Source organism: Cellulomonas sp. URHE0023 (assembly GCF_000688475.1).
In the GTDB taxonomy this organism is placed as follows: domain Bacteria; phylum Actinomycetota; class Actinomycetes; order Actinomycetales; family Cellulomonadaceae; genus Cellulomonas.
This window is the reverse complement of record NZ_JIAN01000008.1, coordinates 338,357-355,777: the sequence shown is the minus strand read 5'-3', so window position 1 is coordinate 355,777 and position 17,421 is coordinate 338,357. Positions and strand designations below refer to the sequence as shown.

Genomic DNA, 17,421 nt, shown 5'->3' with positions numbered 1-17,421 from the left:
AAGAATTCTGCGAGCGAAGGCGGGTGGAAGCCACCACTGCCGTCATCCGTGGCGAGCGGCAGAAGCGTCGCAAGGCTGGACAGGGCGGTCTCCTGGGTGGTCGTGTGCGCCGGCGTGCCGCGTCAGTGCGGGCACAGGCACGGCGCCGGGCCGTCGTGGATGGGGGAAGCCTAACTCATGACGATGCTTGGTCCTGACCCGCGCCTGAGCCGTTCGGGTGCTCCTGGACGCCCGTCTGGGCGGGCTGCTCGTCGAAGTAGGTGACACGTCCGCGCTGCACCGCACGGGCGTCCAGGACGGCCGACCCGATGACCCCGACCATGAGCACGGTCGCGAGCACCTGGGGGTTGTAGAAGTCGAGGTGTCGGATGGAGGCGAGCACGACGATGACCAGGATGATCTTCCCCAGCCACGCACCCATCAGGACCGCGAGCATCGTCGTCGGGGCCGACTTCGAGGTGCGCCACACCGAGATCACGGTGGTGCCGGAGAAGATGAGGGCGACGAGCACGCCGATGAGTGCGCCCCACACACCGGCCGCGCCGTCCACGAGGTAGCCGACGACGACACCCACGACCGTGAGGATGCCCAGCAGCACGAGCATGTCGCGCAGGGCCCGGCTGAACACGTCGTCCGCGCTGGACCGTGGCGGGGTGGTGGGCGAGGTCACGGCGTGGACTCCAAGGAGGGTGCGGTCGCCCGGCCGCGCAGCGGCCCGAGCGTGAGGAACGTGGCGACGACGACCGCGCCGCCGAACAGCAGCAGGACGGTCGTGGTCGACCAGAGGTACAGGGCGGCGACGCCGAACGCGAAGACGGCCGTCCAGACGTACATGATCGCGACCGCGCGCCGGTGCGAGTGCCCGAGCGCCAGCAGGCGGTGGTGCAGGTGCATGCGGTCGGGGTGGAACGGCGACTTGCCCTTGCCGACCCGTCGCACGATCGCGAGGCCCATGTCCAGCAGGGGCAGGAGCAGCACCGCGACCGGAAGCACCATGGGCAGGAACGCCGGGAAGCGCTGCCTGTCGAGCACCTGCTCCGTCTGCCCGGTGACCACGATCGCCGCCGACGAGAAGACGAAGCCGAGCAGCATCGCGCCCGAGTCCCCCATGAAGATCCGGGCCGGGTACACGTTGTGCGGCAGGAAGCCGACGCACGCACCGACGAGCACGACGAGCACGAGCGCCGCGAGGCTCGCGTTCGCGTAGGTTCCCGAGTTCACGTCACGCGTGAGCAGGTAGGCGTAGAGGAAGAACGCCGTGCCGCCGATGGCCAGCACCCCGGCAGCGAGCCCGTCGAGACCGTCGACGAAGTTCACCGCGTTCATGGCGACCACGACCGTGAGGATCGTCAGGAACGTCCACAAGCCCCAGGAGCCGACGGTCAGCCCGCCGATGGGCAGCTGGTAGAGCCGGACGCCCTGCCACACGAGGAACCCGGCCGCCAGGACCTGACCCATGAGCTTGGTCAGCCAGTCGAGGTCCCAGATGTCGTCGGCGACGCCCAGGGCGCAGACCATGCCCGCACCCCCGACGATGCCCAGGAGCGGGCGCGGGTTGGCGTAGACGCTCTCCAGGAACGGCAGCCGGCTGGCCATGAGGACCGCGACGAGGATCGCCGCGAACATCGCCATGCCACCGAGCCGCGGCGTCGGTATCGCGTGCACGTCGCGCTCGCGCACGGCCGTGATGGCACCCCAGCGCAGTGCGCACCAGCGAGCCAGGGGCGTCGTCAGGTACGCGACCGTCGCCGCGATGAACATGACGAGCAGGTAGACCCTCACGGAGCGGGCTCCTCCACGTGGGCGATCTCGCGCAGCTGCTCGAGGCTGATCGCGCCCGCGCGGACGAGGCGCAGGGAGTCGCCCGTCGCATCGACGATGCTGGAGGCGACCTGCCCCGGCGCATCACCGCCATCGAGGTACAGCGCGACCGCGTCACCGAGCTGCTCGTACGCACCGTCGGCCGTGACTGCCGCCGGCTGACCCGTGGTGTTCGCGCTCGAGACGGCGAGCGGGCCCGTGCGCCTGAGCAGCGCGAGTGCGGTGGGGTGGTCCGGCATCCGCAGTGCGACCGTGCCGTTCGTCTCGCCGAGGTCCCAGGCGAGCGACGGCTGGGCGTGCACGATGAGCGTGAGCCCTCCCGGCCAGAACTGCGTCGCCAGGGCGCGGGCGCCGACCGGCACGTTGACGGCGAGGCCGTCCAGCACGGCGACATCGGCGATCAGGACCGGCGGCGGCATCTGCCGGCCTCGGCCCTTCGCGTCCAGGAGGGCCTGCACCGCGGGTGGGGTGAAGGCGTCGGCACCGATCCCGTAGACCGTGTCGGTCGGCAGGACGACCAGGCCGCCGCGCGAGATGACATTGACCGCCTCGTCGATGGCGGGACCCCAGGTCGTAGGGTCGCTCGCCGGCGTGATGCGCTGATTCACGGCGCCGAGTCTGTCACGAGAGGATGGGAGCTCCGGCGTGCGACGAGCATCCGGGGGCGGCCCGTGAGGTCGTCGCGAGACTCGATCCGCTCGAACGCGCCCGTCGACTCCGCCGCGGCACGCGCTGCGGCGTCCTGGACCTCGGCGTGCTCCATCACCAGCAGCCCGCCCGCCTTGAGGAGACGCGCCGCCGCGGCGATCACCGCGCGCGGGACCTCCAGGCCGTCCAGCCCTCCGCCGTAGAGAGCGAGGTCCGGGTCGTGGTCGCGTACCTCGGGGTCGACCGGTTCTGCGTCGGGTGGGATGTAGGGCGGGTTGGCGACGAGGACGTCGACCCGGCCGTCCAGGTCGCGCAGCAGCGCGGCGTCGGTGACGTCGCCGTGCTCGACCGTGAGGTTCACCGCGCCGTTGTGGGCGGCGTTCTTCCTGGTCAGGGCCACGGCCGCCGGCGACAGGTCGACGGCGACGACCGTCGCGCGCGGGACCTCGGTGGCCACCGCGACCGCGATGCCGCCCGCGCCGCAGCACAGGTCGACCACGAGCGCGTCCACGAGGTCGGAGGCGCCGTCGATCGCGACCTGCGCCACGACCTCCGTCTCGGGCCGCGGGACGAAGACGCCCGGCTCGACCAGCAGCGTCAGGTACCGGAAACCCGTGGAGCCGACCAGGTGCTGCAAGGGCTCTCGGTTCCGGCGACGCTCCACCAGGGAGGCGTAGGTGTGCGCGAACCCGTCCGGTACAGGTGGCGCAAGGGCGAGCTCCAGCCGGTCGAGGCCGAGGACGTGCGCGGCGAGCGCGGTCGCGTCGTGCCGCGGAGCCTGGACGCCTGCCTGGTCCAGAAGCTTCGCCGCACCCTCGACCAGGTCCCTGATCGTCGGCTGCCGCGTCGCAGGTTCGCCGTTCGTCGTGGTCACGCGTCGCCTGCCGCTGCCAGTCGCGCCGCCTCGTCGGCGTCGATCGCCGACTGCACGACGGGCGCCAGCTCACCGCCGAGGACCGCGTCCAGGTTGTAGGCCTTGTAGCCGGTCCGGTGGTCCGCGATGCGGTTCTCCGGGAAGTTGTACGTGCGGATGCGCTCGGACCTGTCGACCGTGCGGACCTGGCTGCGGCGCGCCTCGCTCGCCGCGGCGGCTGCCTCCTCCTGCCGGGCCGCCAGGATGCGCGCCCGCAGCACGCGCATGCCCTGCTCACGGTTCTGCAGCTGCGACTTCTCGTTCTGCATCGAGACGACGATGCCTGTGGGCAGGTGGGTGATGCGGACCGCGGAGTCCGTGGTGTTCACCGACTGACCGCCGGGACCCGAGGACCGGTACACGTCGATGCGCAGGTCGTTGGGGTCGATCTCGACCTCGGCCTCGTCCTCGACCTCGGGGAACACCAGCACGCCCGCCGCCGAGGTGTGGATCCGTCCCTGCGACTCCGTCACCGGCACACGCTGCACCCGGTGGACGCCGCCCTCGTACTTCAGGTGCGCCCACACGCCGTCCTCGGGCGCGACCGTGCCGCGTGACTTGATGGCGAGCTGCGCGTCCTTGTACCCGCCGAGGTCGGAGTCCGTGCTGCCCAGCAGCTGCGTCGCCCAGCCCATCTTCTCCGCGTACCGGGTGTACATCCGCAGCAGGTCGGCCGCGAACAACGCCGACTCCTCGCCGCCCTCCCCCGCCTTGACCTCGAGGATCACGTCGCGGGCGTCGTCGGGGTCGCGTGGGATCAGGACCTCACGCAACCGCGCGCCGGCGGCCGCGGCGACCTGCTCGAGCGCCGGGAGCTCGGCGGCGAACCCCTCGTCGACCTCCGCCAGCTCCCGGGCCGCGTCCGCGTCGTCGCTCGCGGCCTTCCAGGCGGTGTAGGCCTGGGCCACCTGCCCGAGCTCGGCGTACCGACGGCCCAGCTTGCGCGCGTTCGCGGCGTCGGCGTGCACCGCGGGGTCGGCCAGCTGCGCCTCGATCTGGGCGTGCTCGGCGAGCAGCGGCTCGGCGGCGGCGAATGCCTCGCTCATGCGTGGAGTCCTCTGGCTGGGTTGGTGCTCGGGTGTTCAGAACCCTCCGACAACGACACAGCGCCGGTGCCCGCGCGGACACTGCCATGGAGGGCAGTGGTCCGCGCCGGGCACCGGCGCTGCGGGGTTGCTAGTTGGCGTCCTTCTTGCCGTAGCGCGCCTCGAACCGGGCCACGCGGCCGCCGGTGTCGAGGATCTTCTGCTTGCCCGTGTAGAACGGGTGGCAGGCGTTGCACACGTCGGCGTGGATCTTGCCGCTCGTCACGGTCGACTTCGTGGTGAACGAGTTGCCGCAGGTGCAGGTGACCACGGTGGCCACGTACTGGGGGTGGATGTCAGCCTTCACAGAACTTCTCCTTGGGTGGGTGTCTCCGGGTCCGGACGCACAAGACGGCGCCGGTGAACCGCAGACCAGCGAACCATTGTGCCAGAACAGCGACGCGGCCTGAAATCATCCCGCGCAGGCGACGACCCCGCCCTCAGCAGGGCGAGGTCGTCGGCGCAGGACCTACTCGCTGCCGGGAGTGGTCTTCTGGACCTGGAGCAGGAACTCGACGTTCGACTTGGTCTCACGGAGCTTGCCGATGAGCAGCTCGATGGCCTGCGTCTGGTCGAGCGCACCCATCACGCGGCGGAGCTTGTAGATGATCTTGAGCTCGTCGTTCGCCATGAGGATCTCCTCGCGGCGCGTGCCGGAGGCGTTGACGTCGACCGCCGGGAAGATGCGCTTGTCCGCGAGGCCACGGGAGAGCCGCAGCTCCATGTTCCCGGTGCCCTTGAACTCCTCGAAGATGACCTCGTCCATCTTGGAGCCGGTCTCGACGAGCGCCGAGGCCAAGATGGTCAGCGAGCCGCCGTTCTCGATGTTGCGGGCCGCGCCGAAGAACCGCTTGGGCGGGTAGAGCGCCGACGCGTCGACACCGCCGGACAGGATGCGCCCGGACGCCGGGGCGGCCAGGTTGTAGGCCCGCGACAGACGCGTGAGCGAGTCGAGGAGCACGACGACGTCCTGGCCCAGCTCGACCAGCCGCTTGGCTCGCTCGATGGCGAGCTCGGCGACGATCGTGTGGTCGGAGGCGGGACGGTCGAAGGTCGAGGCGATGACCTCACCCTTCACCGTGCGCTCCATGTCGGTGACCTCTTCGGGGCGCTCGTCGACGAGCACGACCATGAGGTGGACCTCAGGGTTGTTGGTCGTGATGGCGTTGGCGATCTGCTGCATGATGATCGTCTTGCCCGCCTTGGGGGGCGCGACGATGAGGCCGCGCTGGCCCTTGCCGATGGGCGCGACGATGTCGATCACGCGCTGCGACAGGCGGGTCTGCTCGGTCTCCAGACGCAGACGCTCCTGCGGGTAGAGCGGCGTGAGCTTGTTGAACTCCGGGCGGCTCTTGGCGGCCTCCGGGTCGGCACCGTTGATCGAGTCGAGGCGCACCAGCGCGTTGAACTTGCTGGGCCGGTTGCCCTGCGGCGGCTGCTCACCCTCGCGCGGCTGGCGGACCGCACCGGTCACCGCGTCACCGCGACGCAGGCCGTAGCGCTTGACCTGGTTGAGCGACACGTAGACGTCGTTCGGGCTGGGCAGGTAGCCCGTGGTGCGCACGAACGCGTAGCTGTCCATCAGGTCGAGGATGCCCGCGACGGGCAGCAGGATGTCGTCCTCGCCCACCTCGATGTCATCGAGGCCCGCAAGCTCTCCCGAGCCCGGACGGCCCCGCGTCGGGCGGCCCTTACGGTCGCGGTCACGATCGCGGTACCGGTCGCGTGAGCGCCGACGACGACCGCCGCGCTCCTCGCCGTCCTCGCCGTCCTGGAAGCCGTGCTCCCGACGCTGCTGACCCTGCTGGGGGTTGCCCGACTGCTGGCGTTCCTGCGGCTGGCTGGCTGCCTGCTGACGGTCCTGCTGGCTGCCGCCCTGCTGACGTGCGCCCTGCTGGCGGTCCTGCTGGTTGCCCGCCTGCTGACGGTCCTGCTGCTCGCTGCTCTGCTGGCGCTCCTGCTGCGGGGCACCCTGCTCGCCGTTCTGCGCGGTCTCGCCAGCCCCCTGCGGTGCGCCGGCGCCCCGGCCGGAACGGCGCGAACGGCGCTCGCCCGTCACGGTCCCGACCGCCTCGGCGGCACGCGCGGCACGGTCGTCGACCGGCGCGAGCTTGGCGTCCAGCGCCGCCTCGAGGCCGGCGAGCGGGTTGTCCTTGGCCGCAGCCGGCGCGGCGACGTCCTTGTGCCGACGCTCGGCCTGCACCGGGACGTCCAGGACGTCCAGGTCGAGCTTCGGGGCTGCACCGCGCCGCGCGCGGGCTGCCCGGGCGGGCGGCTCGGCGACGGCGGTCGTCGTGCTGCCCTCGGAGCGCCGCGGCTCCAGCGCCTGGGGACGAGAAGCCCCGCGAGCGTCCGAGATGGCCTGGACGAGGTCGCCCTTGCGCATCTTGGAGGTGCCCTTGACGCCCAGCTCGGACGCCATCGCCTGCAGCTCGGGCAGGCGGAGCGTCGAGATGGCGGCGCCGCGGGAGGACCCGCCGGACGTGCTCACGGCGGGATCGATGATGTCTGTCACGAAGGACCCTTCCCCTCGTCGGTGGTCGGGACCCGAGTGCTCGGGGATCGACCGACGTCTGGTCGTGGTGACCGAGACGGTGGTGGAGCCGCACACGCTGCGTACGTCGACGTCTGCGCGCGATGGGCTGGATCGTTCCCGGGTCGTCGACTCTTCTTCTTTGGCACCCGGTCAATGACGACACGGATCACCTGAGGACGAGGTCCGGGGAACGCATCGATGTTACCACTTTCGGCGGCCCGACCTGGACGGGTGACCGTCACGCGCGTTCTTCACCCGGTCGGTTCACCTGCTGGACGGCGAGCCGAGCTCGACGGTCGCGCCGCGCCGGTCGACGGCCAGCGGAAGCACCCGCCAGCCGCCCATCACCCCGCCGAACGCGTCTGCGATCGCCTCGTCCGCGTCGGTGCCCGCGACCTCGCCCGGGCCACCGACGCTCCGCGCGAGCACGAGGACCGTAGGACCGGCACCCGAGACCACCGCTGCGACCCCGCGCGAGCGCAGCGCGTCCACCAGGGCGAGCGAGTCGCGCATGACCGAGCGCCGGTACTCCTGGTGGAGGCGGTCCTCGGTCGCCGTGAGCAGCAGGTCCGGCCGCCGACCGAGAGCCTCGACCAGCAGGGCCGAGCGTCCGGCCTGGAAGGCGCCGTCGGCGTGCGGGACCGTCGCAGGCAGGACGCCGCGGGCGGCCTTGGTCGAGAGGTGCGTCGAGGGCACGATCGCGATCGGGGCCACCCTGGGGTCCACCGCGAGCGGGATCGCTCGGAAGCCGGTGTCGTCGTGCCAGGCGAGGGTCGCCCCGCCGAGCACCGCCGGCGCGGCGTTGTCCGGGTGGCCCTCGATGCTCCCCGCGAGGTCGATCACGACGTCGTCGGAGAGCGCCTCGGGCTCGGCGATCAGGCCCCGCGCGGCGATGATCCCGGCGACGACCGCCGCGGCCGACGAACCCAGCCCTCGGCCGTGCGGGATGCGGTTGTGGCAGACCAGGTGCAACCCCGTCTGCGGTGCGCCGACGTGGTCGAGCGCCGCGCGCAGCGAGCTGATGACCAGGTGCTGCTCGTCGTCCGGGACCTGCCCGGCACCCTCTCCGGTGACCTCGACGCGGACCCCCGGCGAGCCGAGCGCATGCACCTCGAGCTCGTCGACCAGGTCCAGCGCGAGGCCGAGCGCGTCGAAGCCGGGGCCGAGGTTGGCGCTCGTCGCCGGGACGCGGACGCGGACGTGGTCCGCACCGAGACGCATGGCCTCAGTCCAGGCTCAGAGCGGTGGCGATGGAGACGACGTCCGACGTCACACGCACGGGCACAACGTCGCCGCCGTCCGGCGTGCGCAGTGCCCACTGCGGGTCCTTGAGCCCGTGGCCCGTGACCGTGATGACGATCTGCGCGCCGGCCGGGACGCGGCCGGCCTCGTGCAGCGCGAGCAGGCCGGCGACGCCCGACGCCGACGCCGGCTCGACGAAGATCCCGACCTCGGCCGAGAGCACCCGGTGCGCGGCGAGGATCTGCTCGTCGGTCACGGCCTCGATGAGGCCACCGGAGACATCACGCGCCTCGACCGCCTGCGGCCAGGACGCCGGGTTGCCGATCCGGATCGCGGTCGCGATGGTCTCGGGCTGGTCGATCGGGTAGCCGCGCACGATCGGTGCCGCACCGTCGGCCTGGAAGCCCCACATGATCGGGGTGCGCGTCGCCGGTCCGGCTTCCGCGTACTCGCGGTAGCCCTTCCAGTACGCCGTGATGTTGCCCGCGTTGCCGACCGGCAGGACGTGGATGTCGGGCGCGTCGCCCAGCGCGTCGACGATCTCGAACGCCGCGGTCTTCTGACCTTCGATGCGGTCAGGGTTCACCGAGTTCACGAGCTCGACCGGGTAGGCCTCGGCGAGCTTGCGCGCGGCGATCAGGCAGTCGTCGAAGTTGCCGTCGACCTGCAGGAGCGTCGCACCGTGCGCGACGGCCTGGCTCAGCTTGCCCATCGCGATCTTGCCGTCCGGGACGAGCACGGCGCAGACCATGCCGGCACGCGTGGCGTACGCCGCGGCCGAGGCGCTCGTGTTGCCGGTCGACGCGCAGACGACGGCCTTGGCGCCGCGTGCGGCGGCCGCGGACATCGCGGTCGTCATGCCGCGGTCCTTGAACGACCCGGTCGGGTTCATGCCCTCGACCTTGATGTGCACCTCGGCGCCCGTCTGCTGCGACAGGGTCGGCGAGAAGACGAGCGGCGTGCCACCCTCCCCGAGCGTGACGACGTGCGTCTGGACGTGCGCGGGCAGGCGGTCGGCGTACTCGGCGATCACGCCGCGCCACTGGTGGGCCATCAGGATCCTTCGACTCGGAGGACGGAGACGACGCGCTGGACCACGTCGAGGCGCTCGATGGCCTCGAACGTGGCGCGCTGGGCGTGGCCGGGCGCGGCGTGCGTGGTGATGACCAGGTGCGCCACATCCGTGGCGGCGTCGTTCAAGGGCGACTGGCGGACGGTCTCGATCGACACGTCGTGCTCGGCCAGGACCGCCGCCACCTGCGCGAGAACCCCCGGACGGTCGAGGACGTCGAGGCGCACCTGGTAGCGGGTACGCGCCTGGTCGGCAGGCAGCACGGGCAGCTCGGCGTACCGCGACTCGACCGGCCCGCGACCACCGAGCACGCGGTGCCGCGCCACGGAGACGACGTCGCCGAGCACAGCCGACGACGTGGGCTGCCCTCCCGCGCCGCGCCCATAGAACATGAGCTCGCCCGCGGCCTCGGCCTCGACGAAGACCGCGTTGTACGCGCCTCGGACGCCCGCCAGCGGGTGCTGGGACGGGACGAGCGCGGGGTGCACGCGGACCTGGACCCCCGCCGCACCGTTCGAGGTGCCGCGCTCCGCGATCGCCAGCAGCTTGATGACGTAGCCGGTGCGCTCGGCCCACAGCACGTCGTCCGCCGTGATGCCGGTGATCCCCTGGCGGTCCACGTCGTCGAGCGACACGCGTGTGTGGAAGGCCAGCGACGCGAGGATCGCGGCCTTGGCGGCGGCGTCGAAGCCCTCGACGTCCGCCGTCGGGTCGGCCTCGGCGTAGCCCAGCGCCTGGGCCTCCTTGACGGCCTGGTCGAAGTCGAGGCCCTCTGAGGCCATCTTGTCGAGCACGTAGTTCGTGGTGCCGTTCACGATGCCGAGCACGCGCTTCACGGTGTCTCCGGCCAGCGACTCGCGGACCGGGCGCACGATCGGGATGGCACCGGCGACCGCAGCCTCGAAGTAGAGGTCGACGCCGGCCTCGTCGGCTGCGGCGTACAGCGTCGGGCCGTCCTGCGCGAGGAGCGCCTTGTTGGCGGTCACCACCGACGCGCCGCCGGCGATCGCCCGCAGCAGCAGGCTCCGCGCGGGCTCGATCCCGCCCATGAGCTCGACCACGACGTCCGCACCCTCGACGAGCTTCTCGGCGTCGGTCGTCAGCAGGGCCGGGTCGACAACGGCGTCACGCGGGACCGCGGTGTCGCGCACGGCCACGCCGACCAGCTCGAGCCGGGCGCCGACGCGGGCCGCGAGGTCCTCCGCCTGCGTCGTCAGGAGCCGCACCACTTCCGTTCCGACGACGCCGCAGCCGAGGACGGCGACGCGCAGGGGTGGACGGGTGGTGACGGGCACGGACACAGGACTGCCTTCGGTCGATGGGTGGGGACGGCGCCCCCAAGAATAGGGGCTCAGCCCTGGTCGAGAGCGAGCAGGTCGTCCTCGGTCTCGCGCCTCACGAGCACGCGCGTCTGCCCGTCGGCGACCGCGACGACCGGCGGACGCGGGACGTGGTTGTAGTTGGAGGCCATGGAACGTCCGTACGCGCCGGTCGCCGCCACCGCGAGCAGGTCGCCCGCACGCACGTCCCCGGGCAGGCGCACCTCGTGCACGACGATGTCGCCGCTCTCGCAGTGCTTGCCGACGACGCGGGCGAGCACTGTCGACTCGTCCGACCGACGCCCGACGATCTCCGCGTGGTATTGAGCGCCGTAGAGCGCGGGACGGATGTTGTCGCTCATGCCGCCGTCGACCGAGACGTACGTACGGATCGAGCCGTCGTCGATGCGGACCGGCTTGACGGTGCCGACGGTGTAGAGGGTCAGACCCGCAGGCCCGACGATCGCGCGGCCCGGCTCGATCGAGAACCGCGGGAGCGGGGTGCCCACGTCCTGCGCGCTCGCGGACACCGACGACGCGATGTCCTTGGCGATCCGGTCGGGGTCGAGCGCGACCTCGCCGGGCAGGTAGGCGATGCCGTAGCCGCCGCCGAGGTCGACCTCCTCGACAAGCACGCCCGTGCGCTCGGCCAGCTGGGCGCGCAAGGTCAGCACCGCGCGCGCCGCGACCTCGAAGCCCGACGGGTCGAGGATCTGCGAGCCGATGTGCGAGTGGATGCCGAGCAGCGTCAGCTCGGGTCGGGACAGGACCTTCAGGAGGCCCTGCATCGCCGGGCTGTCGCCGTTGGCGGCGTGGATCGAGAGGCCGAACTTCTGGTCCTCGTGCGCGGTCGAGATGTACTCGTGGCCGCCCGCGTGCACGCCGGTGGTGACGCGGACCATCACGGGCGCGGGGTGCTCGGCAGACGCAGCGTCCGCGACCCGCTCGATCTCGACGAGGGAGTCGACGATGATCCGTCCGACCCCCGCGTCGAGCGCGCGCGCGATCTCCGAGTCGGACTTGTTGTTGCCGTGCAGGCCGATGTCGGCGCCCGGCACGCCGGCGCGCAGGGCGACCGCGAGCTCGCCGCCCGTGGCGGTGTCGACCCTCAGGCCCTCCTCGTGCACCCAGCGGGCGACCGCGACGGACAGGAACGCCTTGCCCGCGTAATACACGTCGACGCCCGCGCCGATCTCGGCGAACGCCGTCTCGAACGCTCGCCGGTAGGAGCGGGCCCGCGACCGCAGGTCGGCCTCGTCGAGCACGTACGCCGGGGTGCCGTGCGTGGCGGCGAGCGTGTGCACGTCCACTCCCCCGACGCTCACCACACCGTCAGACCCCCGCGAGACCCCCGTCGACCAGGGCTCCCCGATCACATCCGCTCCGGGGCGCCCACGCCCAGCAGCCCCAGCCCGTTCACCAGCACCTGGCGGGTGGCGTCGTTGAGCCACAGGCGCGTGCGGTGCACGTCGCCGACCACCTCGTCGCCGAACGGCGCGACCCGGACCTGGCCGTACCAGGTGTGGTACGCCCCGGCGAGGTCCTCGAGGTACCGCGCGACGCGGTGCGGCGCGCGCAGCTCGGCGGCCTGCGCCACGATCCGCGGGAACTCGGCGAGGCGGCCCAGCAGGACCGAGTCGCTCTCGTGGTCGAGCAGCGCGGCGTCGAACCCGTCCTCGCGGCGCACGCCGGTGGCCTCGGCGTTCCGGTCCACGGAGGCGGACCGCGCGTGCGCGTACTGGACGTAGAACACGGGGTTCTCGTTCTTGGCGCTCGACAGCAGGTCGAGGTCCAGGTCGATGCTGGAGTCGGCCGACGAGCGTGCGAGCGCGTACCGAGCCGCGTCCACGCCGACCGCCTCGACGAGGTCGTCGATGGTCACCACGGTGCCCGCGCGCTTGCTCATCCGCACCGGCGCGCCGTCCTTGACCAGGTTGACCATCTGGCCGATGAGGATCTCGAGGTTGACCCCAGGCGTGTCCCCGAACGCGGCGCAGACGGCCATCATGCGGGCGACGTACCCGTGGTGGTCGGCGCCGAGCATGATGACGACCCGGTCGAACCCGCGCTCCCGCTTGTCCAGGTAGTAGGCGATGTCGCCCGCGATGTAGGCGGCCTCGCCGTCCCGCTTGATGACGACGCGGTCCTTGTCGTCCCCGAAGTCGGTGGTGCGCAGCCAGGTCGCCCCGTCGGACTCGAAGATGTGGCCCTGCGCACGCAGCCGCTCCACGGAGTGCTCGACGGCACCCGACTCGTGCAGCGAGTCCTCGTGGAAGTAGACGTCGAAGTCGACGCCGAAGTCGTGCAGCGCCTGCTTGATCTCCGCGAACATCAGCTCCACGCCGCGCGCACGGAACGCCTCGTTGGCGTCCTCGGTCGGCAGCGTCCGGGGGTCGGGCTCGCCGGCGGCGAGCGCGTCCGCGACGACCTGCTCCGCGATCTCGGTGATGTACTGCCCGCCGTAGCCGTCCTCGGGAGCCGGCTGGCCCAGCGCACGGGCGAGCAACGAGCGCGAGAACCGGTCGATCTGGGCACCGTGGTCGTTGAAGTAGTACTCGCGGGCGACCGTCGCACCGGACGCCTGCAGCACGCGGGCCAGGCTGTCGCCGACGGCCGCCCAGCGCACGCCACCGATGTGCAGCGGCCCGGTCGGGTTGGCCGAGACGAACTCCAGATTCAGCGACACCCCGGCGAGCGTCTCGTTCCGCCCGTACGCGGCGCCGAGCTCGACGATGGACCGGGCCAGCTCGCCGGCCGACGCGGCGTCGAGCCGGATGTTCAGGAAGCCGGGTCCGGCGACTTCCACGGTCGCGACTCCCTCGGTCGCCTCGAGCCGGCGCGCCAGCTCCTCGGCGAACGCGCGCGGGTTGGTTCCGGCCTTCTTGGCGAGCTGCATCGCGACGTTGGTCGCCCAGTCGCCGTGCTCGCGCTGCCGCGGTCGCTCGAGGTGCACCGTCGCGGGGATCGCGGTCGGGTCGAGGGCGAACGTGCCGTCGTCGACGGCGTGCACGAGGGCGGCCCGGAGGGCCTCGGAGAGCTGCGCGGGAGTCACCGGGCAAGGGTACCGAGGCCGTCGGACGGCCCCGACCGCGGTTCAGGGCACGAGCGGCGCCTCCGCACGCTGTCGAGCGGGCTCTCCGCCCAGGACAGTCGGCAGGCACGCGAACCAGGCCGCGACGAGCAGCAGGACGAGCAGGGCGACCAGGACGACGAACGGCGCGTCCCACGTGCCGGTCGCCTGGTGCAGGAGACCGATGCCGATCGGTCCGACGATCGCGAGCGCGTACCCGAGCCCCTGCACCATGCCGGACAGGGCGGACGCGATGGCGGCCGTGCCGGTGCGCAGGCCGATCAGGGCGAGCTGGACCGGGAACGCCCCCGGCCCGATGCCGCACAGCACGACCCACACCGCGGTCCCCTGCGCCGGGGAGATCCAGAGCCCGAGGTACCCGACGAGCCAGCACGCCACGAAGCCCGCGACCAACGGGTACGGGTTGCGCATCCTCGCCGTCAGGACGGGAGCGAACAGCGCCGCGGGCAGCCCGAGGATCGCGAACACCGCGAGCCAGCGGCCCGCGACCGCTGCGCCCAGGCCGGCGTCGGCGAGGATCTGCGGCAGCCACGCGAACGTCACGTACACGCCCGTGGTGTTGGCGAAGAACGTCAGGACCAGCGCCCAGCCGAGCCGGGAGCGCCACACGAGCCGGGACTCGGCAGCGCCCGACCGGGCGAGCAGGGCGGGCCGGTCCGCGCGCGGCGCTCGTCGCAGGATCTCCCGAAGGTGGCTCCTGGCGGCGACGGAACGCGCCACCACGGCGATCCACGGCACGATCGCCGCGAGGCCGACGACGGCCCACATGCCCACGGACACCCGCCACCCGGCCGCGCGTGCGACGGGCAGCGCGAGCAGCGGCGGCACGGCCGAGCTGACCGTCAGCCCCACCGAGTACGCCGCGGTCACCGCGCCGATGCGATCAGGGAAGTACCGCTTCACCAGCGGCGGGAGCAGCACGTTGCCCATGCCCATGCCGCCGAGCGCGAGGACGGACCAGCCGAGGAACACCGGCATGGTGGGCGAGACGGCCCGCAGCACCTGGCCGACGACCGCGAGCGCCATCGCGAGGATGATCGCCGGCTCCAGCCCGAGCTTGCGCCCGATCGGTGCGGCCAGCGTGCCGAACAGGGCGAACGACGCGACCGGGATGGTGCCCAGCAGCCCGACCTGCGTCGTGGAGACGGGGAACGTCTCGCGCAGCGAGCTGAAGATCGGGGAGACCGCGGCGACCGCCAGCCGCAGGTTGAGGGCAACCAGGACGATGGCGACCAGGACCACCCGACGTCCACGCCACGGTGCGACAGATCGTCCGGTCACCGGCACGGACGACGACACCTCGAGCACCCCTGATCCAGCACGCCACGGGCGGCTGATCATCCCTCTCGGGTCTGGCGTCAGCCCCACAGCCGGTGTTGACTGCACCGCATGCCTGGACACGGAGCCTAACCGGATGCCCCGACGGACCGGACTGATCGACACCGCTGTCGAGGCGCTCCGGGACCGGATCGCGACGCAGGAATGGCCGGTCGGCGCGCGCATCCCACCAGAGCCCGCACTGGCCGACCTGCTCGGCGTCGGGCGCAACACGGTGCGCGAGGCGGTGCAGTCGCTGGTGCACGCTGGTCTGCTCGAACGCCGCCAGGGCTCCGGCACCTACGTGCTTTCCAGCTCCGAGCTGGCGGTGACGATGGGCCGCCAGATCGCAGACGCCCGGCAGCGCGACGTGGTCGAGGTCCGGCGGGCGCTCGAGGTCGAGGCTGCCCGGCTCGCCGCCCGTCGGCGCACGTCCGTCGAGGCCTCGGCGTTGCTCGAGCGTCGCGACGAACGATCGGCGGCCTACCTGGCCGGCGACCTGGACGCGATGGTCGCCACCGACCTGGCCCTGCACCGGGCGGTGGTCCGCGCCGGGGCCAACCCGGTGCTGACGGAGCTGTACGAGAACCTCCTGGCCGCGATCGGCGAGAACATCCGGTTCAACTTCGTCACCGACACGCACGGGCACGACTCGCACGACGCCCTCGTCGAGGCGATCGTCGCGGGCGACCACGCACAGGCCGCCGACGAGACCAACCGCTATCTGTCCGCCCTGCTCGGCGAGAACCAGTAGCTGCCCGATCCCGTTCGGAACGGCCGGGCGTCGGCTGGTAGTGTCGGGCACCGCATCGTCTACGGACGGTGCCCGGCCCGCGTAGCTCAGTGGATAGAGCGTCTGCCTCCGGAGCAGAAGGTCGAAGGTTCGAGTCCTTTCGCGGGCACCATCTGGACTGCAGGAATGTCCAGCCTTGTCGCTGGCCTGTCGACATGGGCGACGACCGGCCCTCGCGAAACTGTCGAGGACGTGGACACACGGCCCGTCGCCGGCGCGACAGGTCCCACAATCGTCCGGTGAGCACCTCGGACCTCGCGCAGAGCCCGGTACCCCCGACCGGTCACCGCGCCGGACCGCCCTCGAACCGGTCCCCCCGCGGACCCCGAGCGGGACGCGTCGTCGCCTTCGTGATCGGACCGCTCGTGCTAGCCGCGGTCGTCGGCATGGTGCTGACCTGGCCGCACACAACCGCGCCCTCCATGCAAGCAGCCGGGCTTGGCGACGACGGCGTCACCTACGTCGCGGCCACGGTCACCGGGACCCACCAGGAGCAGTGCGACGCGACCATCGAGGACCGCCTGCCCGACGGCACCGAGCCCGACAAGGTCGAGTGCCTCAAGGTGCTGGCCACCGTCACCTCCGGCCCGCAGCGGGGCACCGACATCGAGGTCTGGGCGACCGCGACCACCACACCCGCAGACGTCCCAGCCGGCACGCGCATCATCGTCCAGCACTATCCCGCGGCCGACGGCTCCCCGGAGACCTGGGCCTGGTCGGACTACGCCCGCACCGTGCCGCTGGCCACGTTCGCCCTCGCGTTCGTCCTGCTCGTCGCCCTGGTCGCCCGATGGCGTGGGCTGCTCGCGATCCTCGGGCTGGTCATCGCGTTCGTCGTGATCTGGCTGTACATCCTGCCCGGCCTCATCGCCGGAGAGAACGCCGTGGTCCTGGCCCTGTGCGGGTCGGCGGTCATCATGGTCGTCGTCCTGTACCTGGCGCACGGGTTCTCCCTGCGCACCAGTACCGCCCTGCTCGGCACGCTCACCGGTCTTGTGCTGATCGGCGGACTCGGGGCGCTCGGCGCACATGCCGCACACCTGTCAGGCGTGGCCTCCGAGGACGACTTCCGCCTCGCGTCCCTGCTCGGCGACAACGGCGCGGGCGCACTGCGCGGCGTGTTCCTGTGCGGGGTGGTCCTGGCCGGCCTGGGTGTGCTCAACGACGTGACGGTCACTCAGGCCTCGGCCGTGTGGGAGCTGCGCCGTGCCGACCCGACGGTCTCCTGGCGCGGGCTGTTCGACGGCGGCATGCGGATCGGTCGCGACCACATCGCCTCGACCATCTACACGATCGCCTTCGCCTACGCCGGGGCGTCCCTGCCGGTCCTGCTGCTGCTGCAGATCTATGGGTTACCGCTGGCGCAGACCCTGACCGGCGGACAGTTCGCCCAGGAGATCGTGCGCACCCTCGCCGGATCGATCGGGCTCGTCCTGGCGATCCCCTTCACCACCATGATTGCCGCCGTCGTCGCACGGTCACGACCAGCCGAGACCCTCACGACCTCAGGCCACAGCCACCTGCACTGACTCCCCGACGTCCTGCACCGCGACCTCGACCGCGCGACCTAGCGTGTCGCTACGG

At 72.0% G+C, this 17,421-nt stretch carries 15 protein-coding genes and 1 tRNA gene; 3 read left to right on the top strand and 13 right to left on the bottom strand.

Annotation, left to right across the window (positions count from 1 at the left end; genetic code table 11):
- Window positions 1-175: 175 nt before the first annotated feature.
- From N553_RS24440 to N553_RS23270, 13 genes are all read right to left on the bottom strand, one after another.
- Window positions 176-670 (bottom strand): hypothetical protein, encoded by a 495-nt coding sequence (locus tag N553_RS24440; protein WP_051640272.1) that lies wholly within the window; start codon window positions 668-670, stop codon window positions 176-178.
- Window positions 667-1,782: a glycosyltransferase family 4 protein gene (locus N553_RS0116810; RefSeq protein ID WP_028047498.1), complete on the bottom strand. Its 1,116-nt coding sequence runs from the start codon at window positions 1,780-1,782 to the stop codon at window positions 667-669. Before N553_RS0116810 ends, N553_RS24440 begins: the two co-directional genes overlap by 4 nt.
- Complete coding sequence (locus N553_RS0116805; protein ID WP_028047497.1) at window positions 1,779-2,429, bottom strand: L-threonylcarbamoyladenylate synthase; 651 nt, start codon at window positions 2,427-2,429, stop codon at window positions 1,779-1,781. The genes N553_RS0116810 and N553_RS0116805 overlap by 4 nt, the downstream gene beginning before the upstream one ends.
- Complete coding sequence (gene prmC, locus N553_RS0116800; RefSeq protein WP_081844712.1) at window positions 2,426-3,343, bottom strand: peptide chain release factor N(5)-glutamine methyltransferase; 918 nt, start codon at window positions 3,341-3,343, stop codon at window positions 2,426-2,428. The genes N553_RS0116805 and prmC overlap by 4 nt, the downstream gene beginning before the upstream one ends.
- Window positions 3,340-4,428, bottom strand: coding sequence for a peptide chain release factor 1 (gene prfA, locus N553_RS0116795; protein WP_028047495.1), 1,089 nt, complete (start codon window positions 4,426-4,428; stop codon window positions 3,340-3,342). The genes prmC and prfA overlap by 4 nt, the downstream gene beginning before the upstream one ends.
- Before the next feature lie 130 nt (window positions 4,429-4,558).
- Window positions 4,559-4,774, bottom strand: a complete 216-nt coding sequence (gene rpmE, locus N553_RS0116790) for a 50S ribosomal protein L31 (RefSeq protein WP_028047494.1) — start codon at window positions 4,772-4,774, stop codon at window positions 4,559-4,561.
- A gap of 162 nt (window positions 4,775-4,936) precedes the next feature.
- The gene (gene rho, locus N553_RS0116785; RefSeq protein ID WP_028047493.1) at window positions 4,937-6,982 is read right to left on the bottom strand and encodes a transcription termination factor Rho; all 2,046 of its coding nucleotides are present in this window, start codon (window positions 6,980-6,982) and stop codon (window positions 4,937-4,939) included.
- A gap of 285 nt (window positions 6,983-7,267) precedes the next feature.
- Window positions 7,268-8,224 (bottom strand): homoserine kinase, encoded by a 957-nt coding sequence (thrB, locus tag N553_RS0116780; RefSeq protein ID WP_028047492.1) that lies wholly within the window; start codon window positions 8,222-8,224, stop codon window positions 7,268-7,270.
- Between the two features lie 4 nt (window positions 8,225-8,228).
- A complete protein-coding gene (gene thrC, locus N553_RS0116775; RefSeq protein WP_028047491.1) occupies window positions 8,229-9,299 on the bottom strand; it encodes a threonine synthase in 1,071 nt (356 codons plus the stop codon).
- Window positions 9,299-10,618, bottom strand: coding sequence for a homoserine dehydrogenase (locus N553_RS0116770; RefSeq protein WP_028047490.1), 1,320 nt, complete (start codon window positions 10,616-10,618; stop codon window positions 9,299-9,301). Before N553_RS0116770 ends, thrC begins: the two co-directional genes overlap by 1 nt.
- Before the next feature lie 50 nt (window positions 10,619-10,668).
- Complete coding sequence (gene lysA / locus N553_RS0116765) at window positions 10,669-12,012, bottom strand: diaminopimelate decarboxylase (protein ID WP_028047489.1); 1,344 nt, start codon at window positions 12,010-12,012, stop codon at window positions 10,669-10,671.
- On the bottom strand, window positions 12,009-13,688 hold the full coding sequence (gene argS, locus N553_RS0116760) for an arginine--tRNA ligase (protein WP_028047488.1): 1,680 nt from the start codon (window positions 13,686-13,688) through the stop codon (window positions 12,009-12,011). The genes lysA and argS overlap by 4 nt, the downstream gene beginning before the upstream one ends.
- Window positions 13,689-13,730: 42 nt before the next feature.
- Window positions 13,731-15,008 carry an MFS transporter gene (locus N553_RS23270; protein WP_051640294.1) on the bottom strand — a complete coding sequence of 426 codons (1,278 nt, stop codon included), beginning with the start codon at window positions 15,006-15,008 and terminating at the stop codon, window positions 13,731-13,733.
- Between the two features lie 133 nt (window positions 15,009-15,141).
- Here N553_RS23270 and N553_RS0116750 point away from each other — a divergent pair, with 133 nt between their 5' ends.
- The 3 genes from N553_RS0116750 (at window position 15,142) to N553_RS23265 (ending at window position 17,366) form a co-directional block, all read left to right on the top strand.
- Complete coding sequence (locus N553_RS0116750; RefSeq protein ID WP_028047487.1) at window positions 15,142-15,798, top strand: FadR/GntR family transcriptional regulator; 657 nt, start codon at window positions 15,142-15,144, stop codon at window positions 15,796-15,798.
- 75 nt (window positions 15,799-15,873) lie between these two features.
- A tRNA-Arg gene (locus N553_RS0116745) sits at window positions 15,874-15,949 on the top strand.
- Between the two features lie 127 nt (window positions 15,950-16,076).
- A complete protein-coding gene (locus N553_RS23265) occupies window positions 16,077-17,366 on the top strand; it encodes a YibE/F family protein (RefSeq protein ID WP_051640271.1) in 1,290 nt (429 codons plus the stop codon).
- The last annotated feature ends 55 nt before the right edge of the window (window positions 17,367-17,421 follow it).